The following is a 14,997-nucleotide window of genomic DNA, read 5'->3' on the forward strand; positions in this document are numbered from 1 at the left end:
AGGCTGCTGCCGGTGCGGCAACACGCCCTGAGTGTGAGAGCCCGGTCAGCTGCCGGTGAGCACCTCGGTGAGCACGGCACCGGCAGATGCCAGGTCGTCGTCGGCTGGTTCGACGATGACGGCTGCGACGAGTCCGCCGCGCTGCCCGATCGCCCACGGGCCGACCGTGCCGGTCTCGCCCTCTGCTGTGCCCGCGCTGCCGGTGAGGTCGACGAGGTGGGGTTCGAGGAGTTCTTCCAGTGTCTGGCGTTCGTCCTTCGTCAGGCTCTCATCGGGTGCCGGCGATGGCAGGTCCGCTCCCCCGGCCGACTGCACGAGGCTGGCCGCTGGCTGCTGGCCGGTGAGCACCCGGGCTGCGGCGATTGCGACAGACACCGGGCTGCCGGTCGGCTGCCCGCCCGTCGACACGGCAGCCGGCATGCCCAGGTCGACCCGCTCGATGCCGAGCGCCGCGAGCACCTCGGACTCAGCGGCTCCGCGTTCCTTCGCCAGGGCTGTTGTGAGTGCGTGGGCGGGTGAGTCCGGATAGCTGCCGTTCAGCGCCCGGTCGAAACCTGAGTCCCCGCCGGCGTTGGCGACTGCGCGGACTTCTCCGCTCACGGAGTCGATGACGACGATGCCCACTGGTGTGCCGGCGGATGCGGCGGCTTCATCGGCACGCTGCTGAAGATCGCGTTCGATCGAGGTCGTCACCGGCGGGGCCGGCACGGCATCGACGCTGAGGATCGTCTCGCCATCGACCTGCAGGTCGACACCGGCGCGGCCGGAGAGCTCCGCTTGGTACAGCTTCTGCAGACCCGACTGGCCGACGAGGTCGCCGTCGCGCAGCAGCGGGTCCTCCTCCAGATCCTCGGCAGTCGCAGCACCGACCCGGCCGAGCAGCAGGGGCGCCAGCCCGCGGTGCACGGGCACGGACATGTCCTGGCTGCGGAACACGGTGCCGGGGATCGGGCGCAGCTCATCGGCGATATCGCGGTAGTCATCAGCGCGGATCGTGACGACCGGGACGAAGGCCTGCTCAGCTGCCGCTTCGATGCGGCCGGTCAGTGCTTGGACGTCGATGTCGGTGATCCCGGCGAGTGCGGCTGCGGTGTCGTCTGCTGTCTGGGCGGGATCATCGGTGCGGGCCGGTTCGATGCCGACGCTGATGACCGGTTCGACGCTGGTGAGCACTTCATCGCCGGATCCGAGGATCTTCGCCCGCGGCGCTGCTTCGACCTCTGCGGTGATCTCAGCGTCGTCATGCAGCTGCGGGTGGACGACCTCAGGCCGGTACTCGGCCTTCCACGACAGCTGGTCCTTCACCACATCGACCTCGGAGGTGTAGGACCAGTCCGGGACCTGGGTGCGTGAACGCGGGTTCGTCTGCCACGCCCACGACAGGGTCGCCCGCTGCCGGGAGGAATCGATCTCGGCAAGCTCGATCACCTTCACGGCCACCGGTGCGTGCAGGCCGGCAGGGCGCAGCTGGTGCTGGAGCTGATCGTGTGCCCGGCCGGCGGCGGCCGGATCCGTCCAGGGACCTGCCGCCACGGCGTCATCGGCGAAGGACTGTGCGGCGCGCTTGGCGGTGTCCAAGGGTGAGGAGCCCAGCTGCGGGTTGATGGCGGCGATGATGATGAGCACGGCTGCCACCGCTGCCGCTGCGACAGCGGCGAGCACCCAGCCGGTGCGCGTGACTCGGGCCATCTCGTCTCCCCCATTGATCCGGTCGTCTCCAGACCGTGCTCTCCGGCTGCTGCCGGGATGCTGGAATCCACCGGTGCCAGCCTAGCGTGACGCGCCTCAGAAGCGGCCGTCTGACACCTCGGTCACTAGCCCGTGAGACAGGCGGCAGGTCCGGCGGACAGGTTGGTACAGTTTCTCCAATCCACATAGAGCCCCACGTCACACAGAGGATGTGAGCAGCATGCCAGCTTCCGAAATCTCCGCCGGTCATGTGATCGTCAAGTCACTGGCCGCCCATGGCGTCAAGCGCGCCTATGTCGTCCCCGGCGAGAGTTTCCTCGACGTGCTCGACGGGCTGCACGACTCCCCGATCGACACCGTCGTCTGCCGTCACGAGGGCGGAGCGGCCTATATGGCTGAAGCCGACGGCAAGCTCGGAGAGCTGCCGGGCATCGCCATGGTCACCCGCGGGCCGGGCGCGGCGAATGCGCACGTGGGCCTGCACACCGCCTGGCAGGATTCGACGGCGATGGTGCTCTTCGTCGGACTCATCCCCTTCGAGCATCGCGAGAAGGAGGCCTTCCAGGAGTTCGACCCCAAGGCGTGGTTCGACACCGGCGCCAAGCGCGTCATGATCCTCGACCACCCGGAGCGCGCCTCCGAGGTGGTGGCCGAGGCGATGTTCGCTGCTGTGTCCGGCCGTCCCGGCCCGGTGGTCGTCGGGCTGCCGGAGGACATCATCACCCAGCCGAATGACGGGATCATCCACCCGCAGATCCCCGTCGCCCAGGGCGGCATGACCGTCACCGATTGGAAGGCGCTGAAGTCCGCACTCATGGAGGCTGAGCGGCCGCTGTTCGTCTTCGGCGGCAACGACTGGACCGATGAGGGCGCCGACACCTTCACCCAGTGGCTGGAGTCGCACAATCTGCCGGCAGCTGCCGAGTGGCGCTGCGAGGGCACCGTTCCGTTCGGCTCCCCGAGCTATGTCGGCCCGCTGGGCTACGGGCGCCCACAGCACACCCACGAGGTGCTCGACGGCTCCGATCTGCTCGTCTTCGTCGGCACTGTTCCCGGTGACGTCATCACTGATGGGTTCACCGCCCGGCAGAACTGGGAGCGCAAGAACTTCATCGTCACCATCGACCCGTCGCTGCGGGGGCGCTCCGGGCCGGTGACCCACCAGATCGTCGCCAAGCCCGATGTGTTCGTCCGTGATCTCGTGCGCATGGATCTGCCGGTGTGCGATTCGTGGCGGACGTGGACGAATGAGCTGCGCGCCAAGCAGGTCGAGTTCTCCACCCCGCCGTCAGCTGAGCCCGGTGACGGGCAGGCGAAGATGGCGACGATGATGGCCAATCTCGTCAAGCGTCTCGATGAGGATGCGATGGTGACCTTCGGTGCCGGTGAGCACACGAACTGGGCGCACCGCTACTTCCCCACCAACGGCTATGCCTCGATGATCTCGGCCCGCAACGGCTCGATGGGCTACTCGGTGCCGTCGGCGGTGGCGGCGAGCCTGCAGTACCCGAAGCGGCAGGTCATCTCAATCGCCGGTGACGGTGAGTTCCTCATGAACGCCCAGGAACTCGCCACCGCCAAGCAGTATGGCGCCACCCCGCTCATCATCGTGATGGACAACCAGGAGTACGGCACGATCCGGACCCACCAGGAGCGGGCGTACCCGAAGCGGGTCTCGGGCACGCAGCTGGAGAATCCGGACTTCGCGCTCTACGCGCAGGCCTTCGGCGGATACGGAGTCCGGGTCGAACAGGACAAGGACATCCCCGGTGCCCTCGATGAGGCGCTGAAGGCGACCGAGAACGGTCAGTTCGCCCTCATCCATCTCATCGTCGAACAGCGCGTCAAGGCCTACTGAGCGAAAGCGCCTCAGCTGAAGAAGCGGGTGGCGAATCCGGGCACCGGGTTCGCCACCGCTTCGGCTGTGGACCCGGCCTGGACGACAGCGCCCTGGTCGAGCACGACCACCCGGTCGGCCAGCGCCTCGACATCGGCACGGTCATGACTGATGAGCAATGCGGTGGCATCTCCGAGCAGCTCAGTCAGCAGCGCACGGATGTGTGGCACGCTGTCACGGTCAAGGGCTGACATCGGCTCATCGAGCAGCAGCAGATCCGGTTCGGCGATCGCGGCCCGGGCGATCGCCGCCCGCTGGGCCTGCCCGCCGGAGAGCTCGTGCGGCCGCCGGTCCTCCATTCCGGCCAGGTCGACGCGTTCGAGCATCGCGGCGGCCCGGCTGTGGGCCTCGCGGCGGGCCACCCCGCGGCAGCGCAGAGCGAAGGCGACGTTGCCGACCACGGTCATGGTGGGAAACAGCAGAGGCGCCTGTGCCAGCTGCACGATCCCACGCTTGTGGGAAGGCACCCGCACCTTCCGGCCGGTAGTGCGCACAATCGGGCGCCCGCCGAGGGTGATCTCTGCCTCGGGCGGAGTCAGCAGCCCGGAGAGCACGTCGAAGGTCGTCGACTTGCCGGCCCCGTTCGGCCCGATGAGCGCCGTCGTCGACCCGGCCGGGACCTCAATGTCGATGTGGAGTCCGCGGGCCGGCAGCCGAAAGACAGCAGACAGGTCGCTCATGCGCGTGCCTGCTTGGGTGTGCGGTAGGTGGCCGCGACGATGGTGAAGGCGATGACCATGAGCACGACCGACAGCGCGATCGCCTGGGCCGGGTCGGTTTCGCGGGCCAGGTAGATCTCCAGCGGCATCGTGCGGGTGCGGCCCTGCAGAGAGCCGGCGAAGGTGAGGGTGGCGCCGAACTCGCCCAATGCCCGGGCGAAGCACAGCACCGTTCCCGACGCGAGGGCTGGGGCGAGCACCGGAATCGTCACCGTCAGCAGGGTGCGGGTGGGGCTGGCGCCCAGGCCTGCGGCGATGCGCTCATAGCGCGGGTCGGTGCTGCGCAGCGCGCCTTCGAGCGTCATGACCATGAAGGGCAGCGACACGAAGGTCTGAGCCAGGACGACGGCGATGGTGGTGAACGCGATCGAGATGCCGCCTGCTTCCAGGTAGCGGCCGATGAGGCCCATGCGCCCGAAGGTGTACAGCAGTGCGATGCCGCCGACGACCGGTGGCAGCACTAAGGGCAGCAGCCCCAGTGAGCGCAGCACGCGGCGGCCGGGGAACCGGGCGCGAGCGAGCACGAAGGCCAGCGGCACTCCGCCGAGCACGCACAGTCCGGTGGCGGCCAGCGAGGTCTGCAGCGACAGTCGCAGGGCGCTCAGCGCCGAGTCCGAGCTGATGAGATTCCACAGGTTCGCATAGGGCACCTGGGTCAGCAGCCCGATGATGGGCACGATGACGATGGCTGCCCCGCAGGCTGCGGGCAGCCAGAGCCAGCGCGGCAGACCAGCGTGACTCACGGTGTGCCGAAGCCGGCGTCAGCCAGCGCTTTCTGGCCGGTGTCGGAGAGCACATAGTCGACCCACTGCCCGGCGGCCTCGGAGTTCTTCGAGGACTTCAGCACGCCGATCGGGTAGTTGTTGATGACCTCGGCGGCTTCCGGGAAGTCCACGCCGGTGACGTCATCTCCGGCACCGGTGGCGTCGGTGACGTACACGAGTCCGGCGTCGGCCTGGCCTGAGGTGACCTTGCCGAGCACATCGGTCACTGCGTTCTCCTCGCTCACCGGTGAGAGTTCGACACCGGCGAGCTCGGCGACTTCCTGAGTGGCGGCACCGCAGGGCACCTCGGGTGCGCAGATGACCAGTGAGACGTCATCGGCGCTCAGGCTGTGCAGGTCCTCGACACCCGTGGGATTGCCTGGGGCGGTGACGATGGTGAGGGTGTTGGTGGCGAACATCTGCGGCTGACCTTCCATCAGGTCCTCGTCGGTCATCTTGACCATGTTCTTCTCATTGGCTGAGGCGAACACGTCGGCAGGAGCCCCGGCCTGCATCTGGGCGACGAGGTCGGAGGAGCCGCCGAAGGAGAAGTCGACGGAGGTGCCGGTCTCCTCCTCGAAGGACTCGCCGAGGTCGGCGAAGACCTGGTTGAGAGAGGCGGCGGCGAAGACGGTGATGGAGCCCCTGTCCGGCTCGGCATCGTTGCCTGACGCGTCGTTGCCGGACCTGCCGGTGCAGGCGCTGAGTATGAGGGTGGCAACCGCCGTGAGCGCACCGGTAGCAATGAGAGTTGATTTCATGAGTGTGATCCCCTTGCTGCTGCGTCCATGCTGGCAGCAGTCCGCGCCAGCCTGAGGACACACTAGCACTGCATGTGCGTTTGAAGAGCCAGATTTCACACGATGATCAACACTGATTCTTCATGTCGACCATCAGCTGCGGATTTAACAATACGTGGGCAGCTGCGCCTGCACTCAAACCCAGCCCCCCCGAATCAGCGCCGCGGCATCTCCAGCATCACCTGGGTGGCCTTGACGACGGCGGTCGTGACATCGCCGACGGTGAGCTCGAGTTCCTCGACGGCCTCAGCCGACATGAGCGAGACAACCCGGTGGGGGCCGCATTGAACATCGACCTGGGCCATGACGCCGTCCTTCTTCACGGCGGTCACGAGACCGACGAACCGGTTGCGCGCCGAGGACTGCACAGCCGCCGGATCCTTCGGCAGCACCGCGCTCGTGCGGGCCAACTCGGCCAGTTCGGCTCCATCGACGACGGCTCGCCCGCTGCCGTCGAGGCGCTGGGAGAGCTTTCCCGCGTGGATCCACCGGCGAAGGGTGTCATCACTGACCCCCATGAACAAAGCAGCATCGGAGATCCGCAGATCAGCCATGGCTCCACCTTTCCAAAATTCGGGATGACTGGTTCGAACTTCAGTCATTTTGCCACGCCAGCACGTCACACGCAGATCTGACTGCATAGCGGAATTCACGCGCTGGACGCATGAGCCGACATGCGGTGCCGCTGTCGGCATGAGGATGTCCTCGATACCACTCTCCACTGTGCCACGATGGGGGTATGCACGACGATCTCTCTCCAGCGGATTTTCCGCTCACCACGACGGACAAGCTGCGCTACTCCGACACCGACAGACAGGGTCACATCAACAACGCAGTCTTTGCGACGTTCTTCGAAACCGGCCGGGTCGAGATCATCTCCCAGATTGATCGGCACTCCGAGGTCTCCGATCGCGAATTCGTGCTCGCGCGGATCACGATCGACTATCTGCAGGAAGTCCATTGGCCGGGCACCGTGACGATCGGCAGCCGGATCAGCCGGGTCGGCACCTCTTCGCTGACTGTCGAGCAGGTGATCTTCGTCGACGAGACCGTTTGCGCGCGGGCCGAATCGGTGATGGTGCAGATCCGCACAAGCACCCGCCGCTCCGAACCGTTCGACGATGCCACGCGGGAATTCTTCAGCACCCTGAGCTGAACAGTCACCGACACGCCCATTGAGGTTTCCAAGCAGGTGGCTGTCGGCATAGGCTGGATGAGCGAAGGAGGCGATGACCATGACGAAGAGCGGACAGGAATCGAGCAGCTCAGGCTCGAAGGGTCTTGACAAGATCGAAGAGGCCGCCGAGAAGGTGCTTGGCGACTCACAGGTCGGCAAGGGCGAACGCGTCGGCTATGTCGAAGACGATTCCGAAGCGCGCACTGCCGCGGCTGCGGCAGCACATGGAGATGAGGCGATTCTGCAGGAAGACGGCACCCACCTCATCATCAGCAAGACCGAAGGCGATCCACCCGTCGACACCTGGCGGCACTGAATCGCACCACTGGGCAGAGCCCGCCGGATCACCGGCGGGCTCTGCTGCTGCTCACCGGGTCTTCGAGCGGGATTCTCTGGAGTGCAGCATCGCATGCGAGCGTGCCGTCCGCATCCTCACGGGTGCCTGCCTCGCTGCCGCGTTCCGCGCACCGGCGATCATCACCCTCGGCGTCCGGCTGCCGCCGGTGTTCCCCGCCCGCGCTGGCTTCACCACAGGCTGCGTGCGAGCATGGCGGTCATCATCAGCGGTCTCGTCGCCGCCTCCGCCGTCGTCGCCTCGGTACCGACGATCCACGGCGCCGCGTCCGACTTCGGCACTGCGACTGCGGCACTGCTGTGGACGACCCGCGCACCTGGTTCCTGGTCTGCGGCGCGCTGACGGGGATACCGCCGGCAGGCGGACACGGCACGATTCGGCCCGCCTGGCTCATGACGATCAAAGAGGTGTCGGCCTCCCGTTCGCGCGGCGGCGCTGCGGCCCCGCTGCGCCGGGAGGTTCAGAGGACGAGGAGGCCGAGCAGTCCGGCGGCGATGACAACGGCCCAGGCCGGGGCCTTCCACGCGCTCAGCGCGACGAAGGCGGCAGCTCCGATGACGAGGGTCAGCGCAGAGGTGATGCCGGTGGTGAAGACCGGCTGGTACAGCGCGGCGGCGAGAATCCCTACCACGCCGGCGTTGACTCCGCTCAGCGCCCGGCGGGCCAGCCGGTGCCCGGAAAGCGCCTGCCACAGCGGCAGGGTGCCGATGACGAGCAGCGCCGCCGGCAGGAACACCGCACCCAGCGCGATCGCCGCGCCCACCGCTCCCGTCGCCGAGGTGGTGCTCACCGTGCCGAGGTAGGCGGCGAAGGTGAATAGCGGGCCGGGCACTGCCTGGGTGGCGCCGTAGCCGGCGAGGAAGGCATCGTTCGAGACGGTCCCGGTAGGCACGAGCTCGGCCTGCAGCAGCGGCAGCACGACATGTCCGCCGCCGAACACGAGCGCGCCAGCTCGATAGAGCACATCTGCCAGCTGCAGCGCATCACTGCCGGTGAGACGGGCGATGACCGGCAGCCCGATGAGCAGGACGGCGAAGAGGATGAGGCTGCCGGCGGCCACCGGCATCGGCACACGCACCCTGAACGGCTGCCTCTGCCCGTCTGAGGCGCCTGACGCCTCGGGCGCGGCCGGACGCAGCCATACCAGCCCGATGATGCCGGCGAGCACGATCGCAGCGACCTGCGCCCATGCGGTGGGCACGAGCAGGGCGATGGCCAGGGCGGTGACCGCGATGCTCGCCCGCGGTGCGTCGGGAGTCAGCGAGCGCGCCATGCCGAGCACCGCATGCGCGACGACAGCCACGGCTGCGACCTTGAGTCCGGTGAGCCAGCCGGCGTCGCCGAGGTCGCCGAGGGCATGGATGCCGAAACCGAAGGCCGCCAGCGCAAGCGCCGAGGGCAGGGTGAAGGCGACCCAGGCGGCGAGCATGCCGGCGAAGCCTGCGCGTTTGAGGCCCAGCGCCATGCCGACCTGGCTGGAGGCCGGGCCCGGCAGGAACTGGCACAGCGCGACGAGATCGGCATAAGCGCGGTCGCTGAGCCAGCGGCGGCGCTCGACGAAGGCCTCACGGAAGTACCCGAGGTGGGCGACCGGGCCGCCGAAGGAGGTGAGCCCCAGCCGCAGGAAGACCCAGAACACCTCAGCAACGGATCCCCGGCTGGCGGGTGCGGCGGCAAGCTGGCAGTCAGACGCTGAGGCGGAAGGTGGCATGCCCGCTATTCAACGCCAGGCAGGTGAACTCCAGGCGAACGACAGCTCCGCCTCTCTGATCGGGTGTGATATAGATTGAGCTGACCACGCGGGAGCCTCACAGCGAGGCTGAGACCGGACACGGCGTCCGGGACCGCTGAACCTGATCCGGTTAATGCCGGCGTAGGAAGTGAGGGACATCGTTGTCTGCATTCATCCCTGAGAACACGCACGCCTCCGAGACCGCAGCTGCCCAGCCGCACTCCGAACAGCACCCCAAGCACCGAATCGGGTGGGTTGAGGATGCCGCGCACGGCATCCGCGTGCCCGTCACTGAGATCCATCTCGACGACTCGCCCGGCCAGCGGGCCAATCCCCCGGTCCAGGTCTACCGGACGATGGGGCCCGGCAGCGTGCCCGAGGAGGGACTGGCACCATGGCGGGCGGAGTGGATCGCCGCCCGTGGGGACACCGAAGAGCACGCGGGCCGTGGCAGGAAGCTCGCCGATGACGGCCGGGCGGCTGTGCGCCGCGGCCGGCCCTCCCAGCAGTGGCAGGGCCGGGTGCCCACACCTCGGCGGGCGAAGCCCGGCAAGCGGGTGACGCAGATGCACTACGCACGCGCCGGTGTCGTCACCCCGGAGATGTGCTTCGTCGCGCTGCGCGAGCAGTGCGATGTCGAACTCGTCAGAAGCGAAGTCGCCGCCGGCCGGGCGATCATCCCAGCCAACATCAACCACCCGGAGTCCGAGCCGATGATCATCGGGCGGAAGTTCCTCGTCAAGATCAACGCCAACATCGGCAACTCCGCTGTCACCAGCTCGATCGGCGAGGAGGTCGCCAAGCTCAACTGGGCGGCCAAATGGGGTGCCGATACGCTCATGGATCTCTCGACGGGCAACGATATCCACACCACCCGCGAATGGATCCTGCGCAACTCCCCCATCCCGATCGGCACCGTGCCGATCTACCAGGCTCTGGAGAAGGTTGATGGTGAGGCGGAGAAGCTGACGTGGGAGATCTACCGCGACACCGTCATCGAACAGTGCGAACAGGGCGTCGACTATGACCGTCCATGCCGGTGTGCTGCTGCGCTACGTGCCGCTGACCGCCGAGCGGGTCACTGGGATCGTCTCCCGCGGCGGGTCGATCATGGCCGGGTGGTGCCTGGCGCATCACGAGGAGAACTTCCTCTACACCCACTTCGATGAACTGTGCGAGATCTTCGCTCAGTACGACGTCGCCTTCTCCTTAGGCGACGGCCTGCGCCCGGGTTCGATCGCCGATGCCAACGATGCCGCGCAGTTCGCTGAGCTCGACACGCTGGCTGAGCTGACTCAGCGGGCGTGGGAGCACGATGTGCAGGTCATGGTCGAAGGACCTGGCCACATTCCGCTGCACAGGATCCGTGAGAACGTCGAGCGCCAGCAGGAGCTGTGCCACGGCGCGCCCTTCTACACCCTCGGCCCGCTCGTGACCGACATCGCTCCCGGTTACGATCACATCACCTCGGCGATCGGGGCGACGGAGATCGCCCGCTACGGCACCGCGATGCTGTGCTACGTCACCCCGAAGGAGCATCTGGGTCTGCCGAACCGCGATGACGTCAAGACCGGTGTCATCACCTACAAGATCGCAGCCCACGCCGCTGACCTGGCCAAGGGCCACCCTGGTGCGCAAGAGCGTGATGATGCCCTGTCGAAGGACCGCTTCGAGTTCCGGTGGCGCGATCAGTTCGCGCTCGGTCTCGATCCGGAGACTGCCGAGGCGTTCCACGACGAGACGCTGCCGGCTGAACCGGCCAAGACAGCCCACTTCTGTTCGATGTGTGGGCCGAAGTTCTGCTCGATGCGCATCTCCCAGGACATCCGCGACACGTACGGAAGCGCTGAGGCGCAGGCGGCGATCGCCGGCATGCAGGCCAAGGCCCAGGAGTTCCTCGCCCGCGGCGAGCAGGTGTACCTGCCCGAGCCGACCGTCGGGCCGCCTGCTCCCGACACCGCGCCCGAGGCGGTGGAGACGAGGATCAGCTGACCGGCTGGCGCAGGATGGTCCGGCAGCGCTGCGGTGCGGTGCGCCGGAAGTCCGATAGGTAGATCTCGTGGTGCCGGCCGCCGGGTTTCATCCCGGCAGCCGGTATCACCGACTCGTGCAGTTCGGCCAGCACGCCGGCTTCGTCATCGAAGCTGCCGATGTGCAGGGTCTGAAAACATGTGCCCTCCGCAAGCTCGCCTGCGCGCAAGCTGCCGATGAGCGGGAGTGCCCGGCCCTTCTTCTCTGCTTTCCGGCGTGCCGCAGTGATTGCAGCATCGATATCGTCTGCGGTGAGCCAATCGGGGACCATGAGCATGAGCGTCCACTGCCACTGCGTCTTGTCCCGGGCGGTGGTGAAGGCTGTCATGTCCTCAGCCCACCAGAGACCCTCCAGCGGTGGGACGACATAGTCGCGGCCATACGTGTCCTTCGAATGGAACTTCAGTGTGTACGCCACCGGGTAGAGGGTTTCGATCCCGCGGTGAAAGCCGCTGACGTGTTCGGGTCTCCGGCTCCGTCGACCATGAGATAGGTCGTCGCCGGCACGTCAAGCCGGTCGAATCGGCCGGAGCGTGGGCGGTAGCGCTCCATCGTTTTCTTGAAGTCGACCTTCGTGCTCACAGCGGCCTCTCCCATCTGCCCGTCACTGCCGCGGTTCGGTGAGCGTGAGCCGGCCGCGCACATCGCGTCGCCAGCGGTTCTCGCGCGAATCAGTGAACTCGATGCCGACGACACCGTACTTGCGGGCATCGGCCAGCGGGGTTGTGCTCTCAAATGACTGCTCCCCCTGCAGGAACACCCATGAGCGCTGATGGTCCAGGGCATCGAGCTCATCGGCCGCACCGGTGAGGATCCGCTGCCGGGCGTGTTCGCGCAACACCTTGATCCACTGCCCCGGCGGCAGCGTCGGCACCTCGGCTCGCACAGCAGCGACATCCGTGTCCATCGGATTGCCGAACTCAACGCGGACGTCATAGACAGGAGCATCGGATGAGTTCGCGATCATCACACCGACGCCGGAGGGTTCAGCTTCCTCGTCATCGCGATACTTCCGGTCCTTCTCCATGACCTGTTCCTTCACCTCGGGAAGCCAGCGCACTCCCACCACCCAAGCCGCAATGCACCGCGCCTGACGCTCGCGTTCGCGGTCGAGGGCTTTTCCATCGCGGCGCTGCTCCAGCTGCAGCATCTTCTTCGCCCGGATCCATGCGGTCGCCGCAAAGATGAGTGCACCGATTGCGGTGATCGCTGAGATCCACTCGGGATAGGAACCCCACATGCTGTCTGCATCCGTTCTCGTCGATGCCGGTCCCTCTCGGCAGCCCACGGGCCGGCGGCGGTCAGATCTGCTCTCATCGTAAGGGCTGATCCCCGGCGCTGATGCGCACATGAAGCTATGACAATATCCCCCACGCCCTGCCACCATGACCGGCATGACTCTCGACGCATCACGCATCCCATCCCTCCTCACCGCCTCGGCTGCGGCGCTGTCACTGGCAGTGCTCGCCGGCTGCGGGAACTCCACCTCGAACGATGCCGGCCAGTCCCCCGAGCCCACTGAGCGGCAGACGGCAGAGACCGCCGGCCCGGCTGAGCGCATCGCCCTGACCTATGACGGCGGCGTCATGGTCCTCGACGGTGATTCCCAGAAGGTGCTCGGCACCTTCGAGGCCGAAGGTTTCACCCGCCTCAACTCCGCCGGCGACAACCGGCATCTGTTCCTCACCGAAGGCGAATCCTTCCGGCTGCTCGACATGGGCACGTGGTCCGAACCGCACGGCGATCATTCGCACTCCTACACCATTGACCCGCTGCTGACCGACCAGCGGATCGAGGGCAGCCACCCGGGCCACCTCGTCAACCACGACGGCACCTCCGTCGCGTTCTTCGACGGCACCGGTGAGATCCACTCTCTCGATCCCGCCGAGCTCTCCGCTGATGCGCCGATCAAGACGGAGAAGACCCAGGCCAAGGAAGCCCATCACGGTGTCGCTGTCGTGCGCGCCGACGGTTCCATGATCCACACCGTCGGCAATGAGGACACCCGTACCGGTGTCGTCATCCGCGATGGCGAGGGCAAGGAGATCGCTGAGAACAGCGACTGCCCGGGCGTGCACGGTGAGGCTGCCGTCAAGGACGGTGTCATCACCGTCGGCTGTGAGAACGGCCTGCTCATCATCAAGGGCGATGAGATCTCCAAGGTCGACTCCCCTGATGAGCACGGCCGGATCGGCAACCAGCGCGGACACGAGGACTCCCCTGTGGTGCTCGGTGACTACAAGACCGATCCCGAGGCCGAGGTCGAGCGTCCCACGCGGGTGACCCTGACCAACACGACGAGCGGGAAGCTGAAACTCGTCGACCTGCCGGCGGCCTACTCGTCCCGCTCCCTCGGCCGCGGTGCCGAGGGTGAGGCGCTCGTCCACGGCACCGACGGAACTCTGCGCGTCATCGATCCGGAGTCCGGGAAGATCGACAAGGAGATCCCGGTGACCGGTGAATGGGAGGAGCCGAAGGACTGGCAGCAGCCGCAGCCGACCGTCCATGTCTCCGGTGAGAACGTGTACGTCACCGAGCCTGAGGCCAAGAAGCTGCACCTCGTCGACCTTGCTGATGGCACGGTCACCGGCAGCATCGACCTGCCTGAGGTTCCCGGTGAGATCGCCACCGCTTCCGGCGAGGTTCCGGCTGGTGCTTAGGAGCACGATCACGACCATGGTCATGAGGACGGCCACGACCACGATCATGACCACGACCATGATCATGAGAATGACGGTCACAAGCACTGAGCGCTGAGCGTTCAGCGCTGCCTGTCCGCAACCGCGGGCCCTATCCCCTGGGCCTGCGGCTGCGGACAGCTGCATTCAGCCACACGGCCCGAGGCGCGCGACGCGATCCTGTTTGGAGTGCTGGCAGACGATAGGCTTGAGCCGACCTCCCCGACCGACCCTGGGACGTGACATGTCTGAGCTCATCATCACCCGCACCGTTGCCGAGCTGCGTTCGGAGATGGCCGAACTCATCCGCGACCGCGACGCCACCTCCGTCGGGCTCATCCCGACGATGGGCGCGCTGCACGGAGGGCATGCCGCCCTCATGCAGGCGGCCAGTGCCGCTCACGAGGTGGTCGTCGCCTCGCTGTTCGTCAACCCGCTGCAGTTCGAGTCGCCGCTTGACCTTGAGCGCTATCCGCGGGATCTCGACGGGGACTGCCAGACGATGCAGGCCAACGGCGTCGACATCGTCTTCGCCCCCACGGTGGAGGAGATGTATCCCGGTTACCCGGATGCCCCGATGATCCGGGTGACCTCCGGCCGGATGGGCACGACATTGGAAGGGGCCTCACGACCGAGCCACTTCGACGGCGTCGCGACCGTTGTGGCCAAGCTGTTCAACATCTTCGATCCGCCGGGACCCGCCCGCCTGCACGCCTACTTCGGCGAGAAGGATGCTCAGCAGTTGATGATCGTCAAGCGGATGGTCGCCGATATGAACTTCCCGGTCACCATCGAGCCGGTCCCGACTCAGCGGACCGAGGCGGGTCTGGCGATGTCGAGTCGGAACCTGCTGCTCAGCTCCGAGCAGGAGGAGTCGGCACTGGCCCTGTCGAAGGCGCTGTTTGCGCTGCAGGAGCGCGCGCAGGCCGGCCGCGACTGGGATCTCGACGGGCTGCGCCAGCAGGTCCACAGCACCCCGGATGTCACGCTCGACTATCTCGAAGTCGTCGACCCGGCGACATTGGAGGCCACGACGGAACTTCCGGCGCTGGCACTCATTGCCGCCTATGTCGGCAGTGTGCGGCTGATCGACAATCTCATGCTCGAACCCGGAACTCTGCTCGGTGTCAATCGTCCCGTGGACTGAGTCCCTCA

The 14,997-nt window shown here is 66.8% G+C and carries 14 protein-coding genes, 1 pseudogene and 1 riboswitch; of the genes and pseudogenes, 7 read left to right on the top strand and 8 right to left on the bottom strand.

What is annotated here, in order from left to right:
- Window positions 1–45: 45 nt before the first annotated feature.
- Window positions 46–1,689: a penicillin-binding protein 2 gene (locus M3C25_RS04215; protein WP_259855152.1), complete on the bottom strand. Its 1,644-nt coding sequence runs from the start codon at window positions 1,687–1,689 to the stop codon at window positions 46–48.
- 220 nt (window positions 1,690–1,909) lie between these two features.
- Between M3C25_RS04215 and M3C25_RS04220 the strand changes: the two genes are divergently transcribed.
- Window positions 1,910–3,547: a thiamine pyrophosphate-dependent enzyme gene (locus M3C25_RS04220; protein ID WP_259855153.1), complete on the top strand. Its 1,638-nt coding sequence runs from the start codon at window positions 1,910–1,912 to the stop codon at window positions 3,545–3,547.
- An 11-nt stretch (window positions 3,548–3,558) separates the two neighbouring features.
- Here M3C25_RS04220 and M3C25_RS04225 read toward each other — a convergent pair whose 3' ends face one another.
- From M3C25_RS04225 to M3C25_RS04240, 4 genes are all read right to left on the bottom strand, one after another.
- On the bottom strand, window positions 3,559–4,266 hold the full coding sequence (locus M3C25_RS04225) for an ABC transporter ATP-binding protein (RefSeq protein WP_259845509.1): 708 nt from the start codon (window positions 4,264–4,266) through the stop codon (window positions 3,559–3,561).
- Entirely contained in the window at window positions 4,263–5,048 is a 786-nt protein-coding gene (locus M3C25_RS04230) for an ABC transporter permease (RefSeq protein WP_259833365.1), read from the bottom strand. Before M3C25_RS04230 ends, M3C25_RS04225 begins: the two co-directional genes overlap by 4 nt.
- The gene (modA, locus tag M3C25_RS04235) at window positions 5,045–5,830 is read right to left on the bottom strand and encodes a molybdate ABC transporter substrate-binding protein (protein ID WP_259855154.1); all 786 of its coding nucleotides are present in this window, start codon (window positions 5,828–5,830) and stop codon (window positions 5,045–5,047) included. The genes M3C25_RS04230 and modA overlap by 4 nt, the downstream gene beginning before the upstream one ends.
- A gap of 194 nt (window positions 5,831–6,024) precedes the next feature.
- Entirely contained in the window at window positions 6,025–6,423 is a 399-nt protein-coding gene (locus M3C25_RS04240; RefSeq protein ID WP_259833371.1) for a TOBE domain-containing protein, read from the bottom strand.
- A gap of 185 nt (window positions 6,424–6,608) precedes the next feature.
- Between M3C25_RS04240 and M3C25_RS04245 the strand changes: the two genes are divergently transcribed.
- The 3 genes from M3C25_RS04245 (at window position 6,609) to M3C25_RS04255 (ending at window position 7,743) form a co-directional block, all read left to right on the top strand.
- Window positions 6,609–7,025: an acyl-CoA thioesterase gene (locus M3C25_RS04245; RefSeq protein WP_259855155.1), complete on the top strand. Its 417-nt coding sequence runs from the start codon at window positions 6,609–6,611 to the stop codon at window positions 7,023–7,025.
- A 73-nt stretch (window positions 7,026–7,098) separates the two neighbouring features.
- Window positions 7,099–7,362 (top strand): hypothetical protein, encoded by a 264-nt coding sequence (locus tag M3C25_RS04250; RefSeq protein ID WP_102159848.1) that lies wholly within the window; start codon window positions 7,099–7,101, stop codon window positions 7,360–7,362.
- Between the two features lie 231 nt (window positions 7,363–7,593).
- Window positions 7,594–7,743, top strand: a complete 150-nt coding sequence (locus M3C25_RS04255; protein WP_259855156.1) for a hypothetical protein — start codon at window positions 7,594–7,596, stop codon at window positions 7,741–7,743.
- A 118-nt stretch (window positions 7,744–7,861) separates the two neighbouring features.
- Here the strand turns inward: M3C25_RS04255 and chrA are convergent, their stop codons facing one another.
- Window positions 7,862–9,112: a chromate efflux transporter gene (gene chrA, locus M3C25_RS04260; protein WP_259855157.1), complete on the bottom strand. Its 1,251-nt coding sequence runs from the start codon at window positions 9,110–9,112 to the stop codon at window positions 7,862–7,864.
- Between the two features lie 78 nt (window positions 9,113–9,190).
- A riboswitch (TPP riboswitch) is annotated at window positions 9,191–9,298 on the top strand.
- Between the two features lie 80 nt (window positions 9,299–9,378).
- On the opposite strand from chrA, the pseudogene thiC reads away from it, so the two are divergent.
- Window positions 9,379–11,125 (top strand): annotated as a pseudogene (gene thiC / locus M3C25_RS04265) (phosphomethylpyrimidine synthase ThiC).
- Here the strand turns inward: thiC and M3C25_RS04270 are convergent.
- Window positions 11,118–11,582 carry a GyrI-like domain-containing protein gene (locus tag M3C25_RS04270; RefSeq protein ID WP_311200496.1) on the bottom strand — a complete coding sequence of 155 codons (465 nt, stop codon included), beginning with the start codon at window positions 11,580–11,582 and terminating at the stop codon, window positions 11,118–11,120. The pseudogene thiC and the gene M3C25_RS04270 overlap by 8 nt on opposite strands.
- Window positions 11,583–11,768: 186 nt before the next feature.
- Window positions 11,769–12,404, bottom strand: a complete 636-nt coding sequence (locus tag M3C25_RS04275; RefSeq protein ID WP_102159844.1) for a hypothetical protein — start codon at window positions 12,402–12,404, stop codon at window positions 11,769–11,771.
- Between the two features lie 154 nt (window positions 12,405–12,558).
- Between M3C25_RS04275 and aztD the strand changes: the two genes are divergently transcribed.
- Both aztD and panC read left to right on the top strand, forming a co-directional pair.
- Window positions 12,559–13,824 (top strand): zinc metallochaperone AztD, encoded by a 1,266-nt coding sequence (gene aztD / locus M3C25_RS04280; protein WP_259855158.1) that lies wholly within the window; start codon window positions 12,559–12,561, stop codon window positions 13,822–13,824.
- A gap of 262 nt (window positions 13,825–14,086) precedes the next feature.
- Entirely contained in the window at window positions 14,087–14,989 is a 903-nt protein-coding gene (panC, locus tag M3C25_RS04285; RefSeq protein ID WP_259855159.1) for a pantoate--beta-alanine ligase, read from the top strand.
- The last annotated feature ends 8 nt before the right edge of the window (window positions 14,990–14,997 follow it).

The organism is Brevibacterium luteolum (genome assembly GCF_025147615.1).
Classification (GTDB): Bacteria; Actinomycetota; Actinomycetes; order Actinomycetales; family Brevibacteriaceae; genus Brevibacterium; species Brevibacterium luteolum.

Bases quoted from the DNA above. Each gene is read 5' to 3' on its own strand.
- M3C25_RS04220 (WP_259855153.1), top strand. From the start codon at position 1,910: ATGCCAGCTTCCGAAATCTCCGCCGGTCATGTGATCGTCAAGTCACTG.
- M3C25_RS04225 (WP_259845509.1), bottom strand. From the start codon at position 4,266: ATGAGCGACCTGTCTGCTGTCTTTCGGCTGCCGGCCCGCGGACTCCAC.
- M3C25_RS04215 (WP_259855152.1), bottom strand. From the start codon at position 1,689: ATGGCCCGAGTCACGCGCACCGGCTGGGTGCTCGCCGCTGTCGCAGCG.
- aztD (WP_259855158.1), top strand. From the start codon at position 12,559: ATGACTCTCGACGCATCACGCATCCCATCCCTCCTCACCGCCTCGGCT.
- panC (WP_259855159.1), top strand. From the start codon at position 14,087: ATGTCTGAGCTCATCATCACCCGCACCGTTGCCGAGCTGCGTTCGGAG.
- modA (WP_259855154.1), bottom strand. From the start codon at position 5,830: ATGAAATCAACTCTCATTGCTACCGGTGCGCTCACGGCGGTTGCCACC.
- M3C25_RS04240 (WP_259833371.1), bottom strand. From the start codon at position 6,423: ATGGCTGATCTGCGGATCTCCGATGCTGCTTTGTTCATGGGGGTCAGT.
- M3C25_RS04255 (WP_259855156.1), top strand. From the start codon at position 7,594: ATGGCGGTCATCATCAGCGGTCTCGTCGCCGCCTCCGCCGTCGTCGCC.
- M3C25_RS04275 (WP_102159844.1), bottom strand. From the start codon at position 12,404: ATGTGGGGTTCCTATCCCGAGTGGATCTCAGCGATCACCGCAATCGGT.
- M3C25_RS04250 (WP_102159848.1), top strand. From the start codon at position 7,099: ATGACCATGACGAAGAGCGGACAGGAATCGAGCAGCTCAGGCTCGAAG.
- M3C25_RS04245 (WP_259855155.1), top strand. From the start codon at position 6,609: ATGCACGACGATCTCTCTCCAGCGGATTTTCCGCTCACCACGACGGAC.
- chrA (WP_259855157.1), bottom strand. From the start codon at position 9,112: ATGCCACCTTCCGCCTCAGCGTCTGACTGCCAGCTTGCCGCCGCACCC.